The following is a 13048-nucleotide window of genomic DNA, read 5'->3' as shown; positions in this document are numbered from 1 at the left end:
TTTAGTCCTCCTCTTTCTTTAAAGAAGTGATAAGATAATAGCGGTTCTGGTTCATATCCTGAAGCTCAGACATTACAGTCTTCACTGTCTTGTAAGGAGTGTCAGAGTCTGCCTTGATGGCAATCTTCATATCCTCATTGACTAAGACAGCTTCAGCAACCCACAACTGGAACTCGCTCATACCCTTCTTGCCATCGCCATTGTCGATACTGTCGGTAGGAATACCTTCTTTCTGTATGGCGTCAGCCATCTGGTCTTCGGGAAGACTCAGATATGCGGGCAATTTTTCTACGCTCACACCAAGCATTGAATGCTTCTTGAGAGCTTCACGCTGTGCTCCATTCAAAGTCACACCAAATCGGCTGGTCATGGCATCAACAACACTAACGAGGTCGTTGGCATTTTCGATGCTCATGAATACCTTGCCATCCTTGGCTACACTGATGGTCAGCACGTCCTTCTCGGGCACTTTAATCTCCGAAACCGATCCAGGGGTGTTCACCTTTACTGGCTCATTCTTCACGAATGTTGATGTCAACATGAAGAATGTCAGCAGGAGCACCATGACATCGGACATAGGAGTCATGTCGATCCAGACATCTTTCTTCTCAATTTTTACTTTACCCATAGCGATAAATTTTTAAAGGGTTAGCAAAAATTAAGCTTCTTCTCCGTGGTTGGCTTCGTATGTCTGAGCAATAGTGTAACCAACTTCATCAAGAGCGTAAGTCAGCTTATCAATCTTGTTTGTGAAGAAGTTGTAGATAACAACGGCGAACCAAGATGTCAAGATACCTGATGCGGTATTAACCAAGGCCTCAGAAATACCAGTAGAAAGTGCCTGTGAGTCAGCACCACCACCTGCTGCCAGAGCGGCGAATGAACGGATCATACCAACAACGGTACCGAACAGAGCGGTAAGAGTACCGAGAGTAACGATAGTTGCTACGATGGGGAGGTTCATCTGGAGAGTAGGCATCTCAAGCTGAGTTGCTTCCTCGTGAGCCTGCTGAATCTTAGCGATCTTCTGGCTCTTCTTAACGCCAGTAGTCTTCTCCATCTCCTCATAAGTATTCAGAGAAGCGTTAACTACGTTAGCTACAGTACCCTGCATCTTGTCGCAGAGCTGGTGAGCCTTAGCGAAATCGCCAGCCTTGATAGCTACCTTAACCTCAGCAGTGAACTTAGCGAGAGACATCTTACCGAAAGCAGAGCGGAGGGCGAAGAAACGCTCAACACCGAGTGCGATAACGGTGAACAACAAAGTGAAGATTACAGGTACTACGATACCACCTTTGTAGATTGTACCGAGCAGGTTAGCGGGCTCACCGCTGTTGTCTCCACCATGGAAGTTAGCTCCGTTACCGAGGAATCCCTCGTAGAAAGCTACGGCCAGACCGAAACAAACAACGATGATCCAAATTGCATCTCTAACTCCCTGAAAGCCCTTCTTGGGGGCTGCTTTTTTTGTAGTTGCCATAATGTTACAATTAATTTTTGGTTATTAATAAAATGTTATAAGTTAATCTATTTCTTCTTGTTTTCTTTCCCTTGTTTTGCACAATTGAACTGATTGTATCTTTTGACAAGCAAAGATAGCAAATTAATATATATCCGCCACTTAATTAAGAAGTTTTAACAAGATATTTGTGACTTTTTTAGATGGCGTATATCATTTGAGTTTGCCAAGCGCAGCCTTAATGCGTCCCATGGCCGTGCGAATATTTTCATCGCTGGTGGCGTAACTCATTCTGAAGCAATCGGAATCACCGAAAGCATCGCCACCGACAGTAGCTACATGGGCTTCTTCGAGCAGATACATGGCCAGGTCGGTAGAACTGTTGATGACGCGCGTGCCGTCGCTCTTTCCGAAGAAGCTGCTGCACTTGGGGAAGAGGTAGAAAGCGCCTTGCGGACAGTTGACCTCGAGGCCAGGGATATCTTTGGCCAGGTCGACGATAAGGTTGCGACGACGCTCAAACGCCTTCCGCATTTCCTCTACGCAACTCTGAGGCGAATCATAGGCAGCTTCAGCCGCTTTCTGGCTTACCGAACATGGGCCGCTGGTGTATTGGCCCTGCAACTTGTTGCATCCCTTGACTATCCATTCGGGGGCAGCGATGTAACCGATACGCCAGCCGGTCATGGCATAGGCTTTGGACACGCCGTTGACGATGATGCAACGCTCCTGCATGCCTTCAAACTGAGCAATGCTCTCATGATGTCCGGTATAGTTGATATGCTCGTAGATTTCATCAGCCAGAACATAGACGCCGTCGTGGCGCAGTATCACTTCTGCCAATTCCCGCAGTTCTTCACGCGAATAGACGCTTCCTGTAGGATTGCTTGGCGAGCAGAGTATGAGCAGGCGGGTCTTGGGAGTGATGGCCTGCTCGAGTTGCTGGGCAGTCATTTTGAAGTCCTGTTCAAATCCAGTGTTCACGATGACCGGTTCGCCGTCGGCCATCTTGACCATCTGCGGATAACTTACCCAGTAGGGAGCCGGGATGATGACCTCGTCTCCCTTGTTGACGAGCGCCATGACCGTATTGCACACACCCTGCTTGGCGCCGTTTGACACCGATATCTGGGCAGGCGTGTAGTCAAGTCCGTTCTCGCGCTTGAGCTTTCGCACAATGGCTTCCCTGAGCGAGGCATAGCCCGCCACAGGCGAATAGCGCGAATAGTTGTCATCGATAGCCTTCTTGGCAGCTTCCTTGATGTGGTCGGGAGTGTTAAAGTCTGGTTCTCCGACACTGAGATTGATGACATCAATGCCTTGGGCCTTCATCTCGCTACTTTTCTGCGACATCGCCAGCGTAGCCGATGGAGCCAGGCGATTGATACAATCTGACAAATTAATCATAATATACTTTTTAACGTTCTTATATAGGCTGTTCTATATTATTGCAAACAACCCGGCCGCGGCCTACCCTATCCCATCTACGGTGATTTAACCTATATTATTTGAGATGCAGGGTGTGACCCATGCGGTCGCGCTTGGTCTTGAGATAACGCTCGTTGTAAATATTGGGGGTAATCTCGATGGGCACATTCTCCACGATTTCGAGTCCGTAGGCCTCCAGACCCACACGCTTCACGGGATTGTTGGTGAGCAGACGCATCTTGTGGACATTGAGATGACGCAGCATCTGCGCGCCGCAACCATAGTCGCGCTCGTCGGGCTTGAAACCGAGATGCACATTGGCATCCACCGTGTCATACCCCTCCTCCTGCAGTTTGTAGGCAGCTATCTTATTCATCAGTCCGATACCGCGACCTTCCTGCTGCATGTAGATGAGCACGCCTTTACCTTCACGATCTATCATCTGCATGGCCTTGTGCAGCTGTTCGCCGCAGTCGCAGCGCTTGCTGCCCAGGATATCGCCGGTGGCGCACGATGAGTGCACTCTCACCAGTATGGGCTCGTCCGGACGCCACTCTCCCTTGACGAGAGCCATGTGTTCCAGACCGTTACTCTGCTGACGGAAGGGGATGAGTTTGAAGTCGCCATACTCGGTAGGCATCTCCACCTCGTCGCCCACCTCGATAATCGACTCCTTGGTGAGTCTGTAGGCGATAAGGTCCTTGATAGACACGATGCGCATGCCCCACTCTTCTGCCATCTTGCACAACTCGGGCATGCGAGCCATCGTTCCGTCTTCGTTCATGATTTCCATGAGTGCGCCGGCGGGATAGAGACCTGCCAGTTTGCACAAATCGATGGCCGCTTCGGTATGGCCACTACGGCGCAGCACGCCGTTGTCCTGGGCGTAGAGGGGATTGATATGGCCGGGACGGCCAAAGGTCTGCGGAGTCGATGCGGGGTCAGCCAGAGCCTGTATGGTGGCGGCTCGATCATGTGCCGACACGCCTGTGCTACAGCCCTCCAGCTTGTCTATCGTTACCGTAAACGGCGTGCCAAGCATCGAGGTATTGTCAGAGACCTGATGGGGCAGGTCCAGTTCTTCACAACGGCTGATGGTGATGGGGGCACAGAGCACGCCGCGGGCATGCTTGAGCATGAAGTTCACCTTCTCGGGTGTTATCTTTTCGGCGGCGATAATCAGGTCGCCTTCATTCTCGCGGTCTTCATCGTCGACCACAATCACAAATTTACCTTCGGCAAAGTCCTTGACGGCTGCCTCTATATTATCTATGTTGAAATCAGTCATAATCTTGGTTCTTGTCTGAGTGATTACACCTTATTATATATATTATACTATCTTCTCTATTCTCGATATGATGTTGGCATTGGCCTGCTGGATGTCGCGCAGATCATTGAACAGACGGATGCGGAACTGCCACATGCGAATGTACAGAAACAGGCCCAGGGGCAGACACAGCGCAGCCAGAATGTTGAGCCATCGGCGCTCGAAGGGGCGCGTATGGGCCTTGGTGGCGATGTAGGGATAGAAGTTCATCTCGTTGATGATTACCACATCGCGCGTGTTGGACAGGTCTTCGATTACCTCTTCCAGTCGGGCATTGATTTTCTCTATGGCGTGGTCGGGCGAGTACTTGAAGAACACCTTTATCACGTTGGGCGCCGAGCGCAGACGGTGACGACGCGAGTATTCCAGTATCTCCCGGCTTATCTGCGCCAGTTTCTCGGCATCGCCGCGATAGTCGGGCTCGTCTACGATAACCTCCTTCATGGGCACATGGCGCTTCAGGCGCAGACCCAGCACGCGCATGGCCAGACTGCGCCACAGGTCGAGGTTGAACACCATTGAGTCGTGCGAAGCCTTGTAGGTGACAAATGCCGCCGTGGGGATGAGCACCACCGGCGCAAGTGCCGTGCCATACCATATTGACCATATTCCCGAACGTGCCATCTTATATCCCGTGCTGTCCAGGATGTAGTAGATGATATACACAAACACCGACACGATGATGGGGATACCCAGACCACCCTTGCGGATGATGGTGCCGAGCGGCGCACCGATGAAGAAGAATATCAGACACGACAGGGCGAGGGCAAACTTCTTGATAGACTCGAGCTTGTGCTCGCGTATCAGTCGGTCACCGTCATTGGTTATCAGTTTCTTGAAGTCCAAGTCCACCTTGGCGCTCTGCACATCAGAGAGAGCGCTGTTCACCATATTCTTGCGAGCGTCGGGCGAGAGTTTGGCACACACGGAGTCAAAGTCCACCGACTGGCTCTTGATAATCTTTGCCACAGCCAGCCGCTGGTGGGGTGTGATGCTGTCCTGGCGGTAGTAGGTCATGCGGGCATAGTCCATATAGTCGGCGCCCACACTGTCGTAGTGCAGCGTGAGCGAGTCCTTGCCGCGCTGAAGCTCGGCCAGACTCTTGCCCTTGGCATTGTTGGACAGACTGGAGGCATCCATCAGACTGAAGTCGCCGTCAAAGTCGAGCACGATGCGCTTGGCGGTAAACGTCTCGCGGCGGTAAGGCACCGAGGCGGCATCGCCGAAGCTCTGGGTCTGCATATTCTCAAACCACTCACCGCTCCACAACGTGAGCAGCAGGTGTTTCTTCTCTGCCGTTGACTGCAGCATACCCGAGTCGGCCAGGATGATGGCATGGTCTTCATAGCTGGCCGTCATGCGGTAAATCATGATGCCATAGAGCTTACCGGTCTTCATGTCCTTCTTCTGCACATAGAGGTTGCAGTTGGGGATGCCGCTATAGAAGATGCCTTCGGGTATCTCCAGTTCAGGGCTCTTCTGCTTTACCGAGATAAACAGCTGGGCCATCTTCTGGTTGGCTATAGGGCCTATTTGGTTCTGGAATATGAAGCTCACGCCGGTGGTGACCACTGCAAAGACGATGAGCGACCTGAAGGTCTGCATCAGCGAGATTCCCGCAGCCTTGATGGCCGTGAGCTCACTGCTCTCGCCCAAGTTGCCAAAAGTGATAAGCGAAGAAAGCAACAGTGCCAGCGGAAGCGCCTGGGGTACGAACATCAGGCCCATATACCAGAACAGCTGACCCATAATGTCGAGAGTCAGACCCTTGCCTATCAGTTCGTCTACAAACTTCCACAGAAACTGCATCATCAGAACAAAGAGGCTGATGCAGAACGTACCGCAGAAGAGCAGGCTGAATTGCCTGAGGATGAATATATCTAATTTCTTTATTCGCAGCATAATGTACGTGGTGACTATATACGCGTGTACATAATTTTGAGTGCAAAGTTAGCATAAATTATTCATATTCTCCTTATTTTTTCACTTTTTATTACTGCCGCCGCCGCTTTTGCGTCCATCCGAGGAGGCGCCGGAAGGCGTCGCAACAAAAAAAACATAGGAAAAGAGACAAAAAGTGTCCGAAAATTTTGCAAGCACGAAAATTTTCACTACCTTTGCACCCGCAATCGCACAAATGGCGGGATAGCTCAGCTGGTTAGAGCGTCGGATTCATAATCCGGAGGTCGTGGGTTCGGGTCCCACCCCCGCTACTGCAAAAGGAGTTACGAAGACTATCGTAACTCCTTTTGCTTTATGTGGGAAAACGATGGAAATTAATAAGATTTTCAGGATTTCCCTTGCTAATCCCAACGAATATCCTTATTTTTGCACAAAAGACTGGATATGAATTCAGAAACATTGGACTTTGTAATATTCTGCGTCTCAAGCGTAGCGGAGAGGATGAAGATGAGCGCACGCGATGTTTATCGCAAGATGAGCGAATCGGGGATTATCAGCAATTACATAATCCCATGTTATGACGTGCTCCACACGTTCTCGAAGCAGTATATCACCGACGATCTCATATCCGTGATGAAGGAGAAAGGGGTTGTCGCATGATTACGTTGTACCATTCCTCCCGGGTAGTTGTCGATAAGCCCGACATCCTTCACTCCCGTGAGAGCCTTGACTTCGGAAAAGGCTTTTACCTTACTCGCTTACGGTCTCAGGCTGACAAATACGCCGAGAGATTCATAAGACTCTATAATTCTGCCGTTCTCAACATTTATCATTTTGACGAGAACCTGGAAGGCTTTACATCCCATGTCTTTGAAAAGTATGACGGCGACTGGATTGATTACATTGTTGCATGCCGGAGGCTTCAAGGCCATACACTGTATGACATAATCGAAGGTGGTATAGCCGACGATAAGGTTTACAACACCGTTGACCTGTACATGCAGGGTATATATACCAAAGAGCAGGCTCTTGACATGCTGATTTACAAGAAACCGAACAACCAAATATGCATTACGAGCCAAGAACTTCTTGACAGAAACCTGCATTATGTCAAATCTATAATACTATAATGTTATGGAAACAAACAAGACTATCCTCCAGATGAAATATGGACGCATCGTCAAGGCATTCGCCAAGGAAGCTGGAATTTCCCTTGACGAGGCTCTTGACAAGTTCTACAACTCAAATACCTTTATCCTTATGGATGAGGGCATCGCCGATATGCAGGCCATGAGCGACATCTACCTCACCGATGAACTTCTCATAGAATACGGCTACAAGAAACAGCCCGGAACGGAAAAGACTGTGGCGTAAATACATTTCCATAGGCTACACCTTAAACGCAGTTGACTTTGCCCAAATTGGGGCGAAACACTCTCCCAACAAGTTGTTGGACAATTCTATTTTGATTTGTGTCACAGATTGTGGAACTATTGAAATTTGATGAGAATATAAAACGGGAGAAGGAGACCACATCTCCCTCTCCCTAAATCTTACAAACATATTGCCTCAAAGATTTAATCCAAGACAAAGGCAATGCCTCCATCCATCATCTTGTCAACCTTATATCAACCGCCTAAACCATTCAGGATTACCAGTTTGACGTCTGACTTTACTTCAGCCCTGCCGGCAACACCGTGAGCGACGAGTATTTCCGCACGGAGGATATCAGACTGTGGCGGACGCAGACCCGTACGACCATTTCCAACCGCGAGATAGAGGACTATGTCTACACCTACTCCGCTGACGAACTCAAAACGCACAAGTCATCCTGCTGCAAGAATATGGGAGACGACGCCTACCAGTTCCTCCTTTTCGCAAAGCTGTGGGAGAAGGCGCGCGACGAGATGAACGCCCCGTGACACTACCCTACTAAGAACGACCAACAAGTAAAGGCCCTGCAGAAGATTTCTGACCAGGGTTGACCCCTTGCGAAACCACACGCGTAGATAACCACAACGCTGCCAACGCGAACCGCAATATCGCCCACACTCAACGAGACACCAAAGAGTCTCATGCTCACGCCATTCAGCAGCGCGGAGATGACTGTTGCTGACGCGTATCGGCCGATACGGAAGCACGTGCCGTCCGATACGGATGCACGTACCGTCCGATGCGGATGCGCGTATCGTCCGATACGAACCAACAATGATGGTCCCGGCGTTGCCAGTGATGTCTGACGCTCCACCAATGGCATCTCCGACGACATTGGCGCGGGAAAGAGACACTGCCGAGGATGACATCTCTACTATAGAGTCTCTCCCTATCATCCTCAAGGGAAAAGCGACATTGCCCGTCAGCCAATGCTCGTGCGAGCGTATACCAAAAGCCCCCCGATGGGCTCGGAGGGCAATATATCCTTCAGTTGCAGGCAGCCTTATTTAAGGACGCTGTCAGGCGATATGCCAAATTTCTTGCAAATACCAATAACCCCTTCTCTGAAACGAGACTCCGCCTCTTCTTTTGTTATGTTAAGCTCCTTCTTCAACTCCACTATTTCCTTTTTGAGCTTTTCTACTTCTATGTTGAATTGTTCGGTCAGTCTATTGGCAGTCTCTTCGTCATGCTTGTCTAACAATTCTTTATGGACTTTGTCTTTATATCTTGACGTAAGCCATATTGTAATGAGGTAAGATATCATAAGAGCCATAATCTTACCAGCAATTTCAGCACCTTTTTTCACACATTCTTTAGACACCACCTCTGCACATTTAGCAGCGGCTTTAGCCCCTGCCTTGGCAACGGGTTCCATTATCTTTTCAATCATTGTTTTGTAGTTTTATGTAGTCAATACTTTTAGACAGCAAATACTCATGCTTTATCTGCACAATCGGATATTTCCAAAGATTCCAATAATTCTTGCAGAAAATATTCGTAGACGAAAAAAGCCCTCCACTCGTGATGAGGGAGGGCCTGGGCGTGGGTGGATGGGGTTACTTGACGAGCACCACCAGATACTTGCTGGTAGACCAGAAGAGTTGTGGATTGGTGATGCGCAGCACATACTGCTTGTTGACATCGGGAGTGAGGGTGTAACTGCCCGAGGGGTGCATGGTGAGGATGCGTGCCGACTTGGAGTAGAACTTGATTTCCTTGTCGATGCGGATGTCAATCTTGGCAAAGTAGTTCTTGTTGAAGTTAGACTGCAGCACCTTGCCATTCTCCATGATATGCTGTTCCTTGAGTTCCTTCTTGGTGCCGAAGACAAACCATGCGGTGTTGAGCTGCTTATCCTGGTTGCTGATGGTCTGGGCCTTCTGCTGGGCATCGGTCTGCAGGTTCTCGACATTGTCGTTGAGGTTGTCTATCTTCTCGTCGAGCTCGGCGATGTGTATATCCTTGGCGTCGAGTTCGGCCTTGAGCCGCTGCAGCTCCTGCGCCTTGTCGTCGAGCTGCTGGGTGAGGTTGCTGATGGTCTTGCGCAGCTCGTCGCCGTTGAAGCGGCTCTCGCGCAACTGCTGCTGCAGGCGCTTCATGAGCTCACGGTTGCGGGCCATGGTATTGGCTATAAACTTGATGTTCTCCTTAATCTGCGCCGTCTTGTTGGCGCCTTCGCCCTCGCGGGCTATGCTCAGTCGGTTTTCAGCCTGATTGATGGCGCTCAGCCCTTCCTGGATTTCATTGAGCGTGCTCATCATGTCATTGATTTCACTGTCGCGCTGGGCGATGATGCGCTGCAGCGAGTCGTTTTGTTCCATATTTGCCAGGTCAGGCGATGACTTCTTGCCCGTACAAGCGCCAAGCAACAGGAGTGCCAGGCATGCGAATAACTTCAATTGCTTCATAGTTTTTCCTTTTTAGATTTCTTATTATTACCAGCCACTACTATAACAAACTCTCCTCGTGGCGAATTCTCGGTGAAATGGGCGATGGCCTCGGCCAGAGTACCGCGCACGTGCTGCTCGTGGAGCTTGGATATCTCGCGCGCCACGCTCACCTGGCGGTCTTCGCCGAAGACTTCGGCAAACTGCTGGAGCGTCTTGAGCACTCGGTAGGGCGACTCGTAGAATATCATCGTGCGTGTCTCTTCGCGCAGCGACTCGAGCATCGTCTGCCGTCCTTTCTTCTGTGGCAGAAATCCTTCGAAACAGAATCTGTCGCAGGGCAGACCTGACGCTACGATGGCGGGGATGCAGGCTGTGGCGCCGGGCAGACACACTACCTCGACACCGGCGTTGGCTGCCTCGCGCGCCAGATAGAATCCAGGGTCGCTGATGCCGGGAGTGCCGGCGTCGCTCACCAATGCCACGGTCTGGCCTGCCTTGAGCCGCTCGACGATGCCGGCGGTGGTGCCGTGCTCGTTGAACTTGTGATGGGCCAGCAGATGGTTCTTGATGTCGAAGTGGCGGAGCAGATTGCCCGATGTGCGCGTGTCTTCGGCAAGCACTACATCGGCCTCTTTCAATATGCGTATGGCGCGGAGCGTCATATCCTCCATATTGCCCACAGGTGTCGGTATAATATATAATGTACCCATATATGGTTGCAAACTTACACAAAAATATCGGTATCGATAACCATTAGGTCAAAAAAAATAATTAGGAAAAAGGAAAAAACGTTAAAACGTGGTGATTGAGACAAAAAAGCGGCGTTTCTCTTGCTCCACTAAAAAGCTCTTCGTAATTTTGTAGCATTATGATGGAGAATATATACAGAGAAACCCATCGTCCCGGAAGAATCGAGGTGATTTGCGGTTCGATGTTCTCGGGCAAGACCGAAGAACTGATAAGGAGAATGAAGCGCGCGAAGTTTGCCAAGCAGAAGGTGGAAATCTTCAAGCCGGCGATAGACACCCGCTACTCAGACGAAGACGTGGTAAGCCATGACCATAACGCTATCCCCAGCACGCCCATCGACGCCTCGGCATCGATACTGCTGCTGTCGTCAGACATCGACGTGGTGGGCATCGACGAGGCCCAGTTCCTCGACGAGAGCCTGGTCGATGTGTGCAACCAGCTGGCCAACCGCGGCGTGCGCGTCATCATCGCCGGACTGGACATGGACTTCCAGGGAGTACCCTTCGGCCCAATCCCTGCGCTGTGTGCCGTGGCCGACGAGGTGACCAAGGTGCATGCCATCTGTGTGAAGTGTGGCGCGCTGGCCTACGTGAGTCACCGACTGGTCAAGAACGACCGCCGGGTAATGCTGGGTGAGGCCCAGGAGTACGAGCCTCTCTGCCGCACCTGCTATCAGCAAGCCGTCAAGGAGGAAGGACAAGACAACCAAGAAGAATGACAAGAATATGAGCAAGGAGATAACCTTTGACCTGTTTATACGCCGCGCCGGACTGGTGGCACTCACCCTGGGTGTGTTCTGTCTGGTCAACTATCTCAGCGGAGTGCTGCTGCCCTTCTGTGTGGCATGGCTCTTCGCCTATCTGCTCTACCCCATCGTCAAGTTTGTGCAGCACAAGATGGGCGTAAGGGTACGTGCGCTCGCCATCGTCATCACCATGGTCATGGTGCTGGCGGTCATCGGCGGAGTGGTCTACCTTATCATCCCGCCTATGATTGAGCAGTTTCAGAAGCTCGGCGACATCCTCGCCCGCTGGGTGAGACAGACCACCCACACCAATGACCTCACGGCATATATCTCGTCATGGGTCGAGGAAAACCATACCGAGGTGGAGCGCTTCTTCCGCAGCGACGACTTCAACAATGCCGTCAAGAGCGCCATGCCCAAGCTGTTCAGCTTTGTGGGTCAGACCGCCAACGTCATCATCAGCATCATCGCCTCGATGATTACGCTGCTCTATATGTTCTTCATCCTGCTCGACTACGAATACCTCACCACCAACTGGATACGCATATTCCCGAAGAAGAACCGCCCCTTCTGGAGCGTGCTGGCCAAAGACGTGGAGCGCGAACTCAACAACTATATCCGCGGGCAGGGTCTCGTGGCACTGTGTATGGGCGTGATGTTCTGCATAGGTTTCTCTATCATGGACTTCCCCATGGCCATAGGCTTGGGCATCCTCATCGGCATCATGGACCTGGTACCCTATCTCCACACCTTCGCCCTCATCCCCACCGCATTCCTTGCCATGCTCAAAGCCGCCGACACGGGGCAGAACTTCTGGTTCATCTTCGGACTGGCCGTGGGTCTCTTTGCTGTGGTACAGCTGATTACCGACATGATAGTGACGCCCAAAATTATGGGCAAGGCCATGGGCCTCAACCCAGCCATACTGCTGCTGTCGCTGTCGGTATGGGGTGCGCTGCTGGGCTTCATCGGACTGATTATCGCCCTGCCCCTCACCACCCTCATCATCGCCTACTGGCAACGCTATGTGACCAAGGAGAAGGCTGGCGTGCCCGCCAGCCAGGCTGAGAGTCAACAGCCTCAGCAGCAATAGGCTCCCCGCCATTACCGCCATGACACCCTCCAGCGATGCCACAACACCGGCAGCTCCAGTCAGGCACACCGCCCTACCACCGCTACCACCCACAGCGAGCCAAATGACCAGAACAAGAATAGGCATAAACTCCCTGTTACCCATCACAATACGAAACGGGTAAAAAAGTAAGGAAATTATTTGCACAGTAAAATAAATATTAGTAACTTTGCACTCGCTTTCAGAAATGATAGCTGTGAGCGACTCGCTAGCTCAGCTGGTAGAGCACAACACTTTTAATGTTGGGGTCATGGGTTCGAGCCCCATGCGAGTCACGAAGAGGAGAACGATAAGTTCTCCTCTTTTTTTGTTAATCATGCACTTGGGGCTTTCAGAAGTACGCTCTACATCGGGTCTGCGGATTTTTCCGGTTGGTAACACCGTATGTTAGGAATAAAGTCGTACCTTTGCCATATGGAACAGACCAAGCTACTACGCGCCATTCTTCCGGATGTGCTTATAGACAACTTCGATGTTG

The 13048-nt window shown here is 50.9% G+C and carries 14 protein-coding genes and 2 tRNA genes; 8 read left to right on the top strand and 8 right to left on the bottom strand.

Annotated features, from left to right (window positions below; genetic code table 11):
* Position 1 precedes the first annotated feature (1 nt).
* The 5 genes from CIK87_RS01055 to CIK87_RS01035 all read right to left on the bottom strand — a co-directional run bounded on the left by CIK87_RS01055 (position 2) and on the right by CIK87_RS01035 (position 6116).
* Positions 2–628, bottom strand: a complete 627-nt coding sequence (locus CIK87_RS01055; protein ID WP_094384730.1) for a biopolymer transporter ExbD — start codon at positions 626–628, stop codon at positions 2–4.
* A 30-nt stretch (positions 629–658) separates the two neighbouring features.
* A complete protein-coding gene (locus CIK87_RS01050) occupies positions 659–1480 on the bottom strand; it encodes a MotA/TolQ/ExbB proton channel family protein (protein WP_022309555.1) in 822 nt (273 codons plus the stop codon).
* Between the two features lie 192 nt (positions 1481–1672).
* Positions 1673–2866, bottom strand: coding sequence for a pyridoxal phosphate-dependent aminotransferase (locus CIK87_RS01045; RefSeq protein ID WP_094384728.1), 1194 nt, complete (start codon positions 2864–2866; stop codon positions 1673–1675).
* Between the two features lie 97 nt (positions 2867–2963).
* Positions 2964–4175, bottom strand: a complete 1212-nt coding sequence (locus tag CIK87_RS01040; protein WP_094384725.1) for a bifunctional 3,4-dihydroxy-2-butanone-4-phosphate synthase/GTP cyclohydrolase II — start codon at positions 4173–4175, stop codon at positions 2964–2966.
* Positions 4176–4217: 42 nt separating this feature from the next.
* Positions 4218–6116, bottom strand: a complete 1899-nt coding sequence (locus CIK87_RS01035) for an LptF/LptG family permease (protein ID WP_094384723.1) — start codon at positions 6114–6116, stop codon at positions 4218–4220.
* 237 nt (positions 6117–6353) lie between these two features.
* Here CIK87_RS01035 and CIK87_RS01030 point away from each other — a divergent pair.
* The 5 genes from CIK87_RS01030 (at position 6354) to CIK87_RS01010 (ending at position 8038) form a co-directional block, all read left to right on the top strand.
* Positions 6354–6427: transfer RNA gene (locus CIK87_RS01030), tRNA-Met, on the top strand.
* Positions 6428–6560: 133 nt separating this feature from the next.
* Positions 6561–6776 (top strand): DUF3791 domain-containing protein, encoded by a 216-nt coding sequence (locus tag CIK87_RS01025; protein WP_022309559.1) that lies wholly within the window; start codon positions 6561–6563, stop codon positions 6774–6776.
* Positions 6773–7246, top strand: a complete 474-nt coding sequence (locus CIK87_RS01020; RefSeq protein WP_022309560.1) for a DUF3990 domain-containing protein — start codon at positions 6773–6775, stop codon at positions 7244–7246. The genes CIK87_RS01025 and CIK87_RS01020 overlap by 4 nt, the downstream gene beginning before the upstream one ends.
* 4 nt (positions 7247–7250) lie before the next feature.
* Entirely contained in the window at positions 7251–7490 is a 240-nt protein-coding gene (locus CIK87_RS01015; RefSeq protein WP_094384721.1) for a DUF3791 domain-containing protein, read from the top strand.
* A gap of 323 nt (positions 7491–7813) precedes the next feature.
* On the top strand, positions 7814–8038 hold the full coding sequence (locus CIK87_RS01010; RefSeq protein WP_022309562.1) for a hypothetical protein: 225 nt from the start codon (positions 7814–7816) through the stop codon (positions 8036–8038).
* A 515-nt stretch (positions 8039–8553) separates the two neighbouring features.
* Here CIK87_RS01010 and CIK87_RS01005 read toward each other — a convergent pair.
* From CIK87_RS01005 to rsmI, 3 genes are all read right to left on the bottom strand, one after another.
* Entirely contained in the window at positions 8554–8943 is a 390-nt protein-coding gene (locus tag CIK87_RS01005; RefSeq protein ID WP_094384719.1) for a hypothetical protein, read from the bottom strand.
* Positions 8944–9109: 166 nt separating this feature from the next.
* Positions 9110–9961 (bottom strand): hypothetical protein, encoded by an 852-nt coding sequence (locus CIK87_RS01000; protein WP_094384717.1) that lies wholly within the window; start codon positions 9959–9961, stop codon positions 9110–9112.
* On the bottom strand, positions 9958–10653 hold the full coding sequence (rsmI, locus tag CIK87_RS00995) for a 16S rRNA (cytidine(1402)-2'-O)-methyltransferase (RefSeq protein WP_094384715.1): 696 nt from the start codon (positions 10651–10653) through the stop codon (positions 9958–9960). Before rsmI ends, CIK87_RS01000 begins: the two co-directional genes overlap by 4 nt.
* Positions 10654–10811: 158 nt before the next feature.
* On the opposite strand from rsmI, the gene CIK87_RS00990 reads away from it, so the two are divergent.
* The 3 genes from CIK87_RS00990 (at position 10812) to CIK87_RS00980 (ending at position 12845) form a co-directional block, all read left to right on the top strand.
* Positions 10812–11411 carry a thymidine kinase gene (locus tag CIK87_RS00990; RefSeq protein ID WP_094384713.1) on the top strand — a complete coding sequence of 200 codons (600 nt, stop codon included), beginning with the start codon at positions 10812–10814 and terminating at the stop codon, positions 11409–11411.
* Between the two features lie 7 nt (positions 11412–11418).
* Positions 11419–12531 (top strand): AI-2E family transporter, encoded by a 1113-nt coding sequence (locus tag CIK87_RS00985; protein ID WP_094384711.1) that lies wholly within the window; start codon positions 11419–11421, stop codon positions 12529–12531.
* Between the two features lie 241 nt (positions 12532–12772).
* Positions 12773–12845: transfer RNA gene (locus CIK87_RS00980), tRNA-Lys, on the top strand.
* Positions 12846–13048 lie beyond the last annotated feature (203 nt).

The sequence above is a fragment of the Prevotella sp. P5-64 genome (genome assembly GCF_002251285.1).
GTDB lineage: Bacteria > Bacteroidota > Bacteroidia > Bacteroidales > Bacteroidaceae > Prevotella.
Note: the sequence above shows the minus strand (reverse complement) of the source record. Positions and strands in the feature narration are given on the sequence as shown.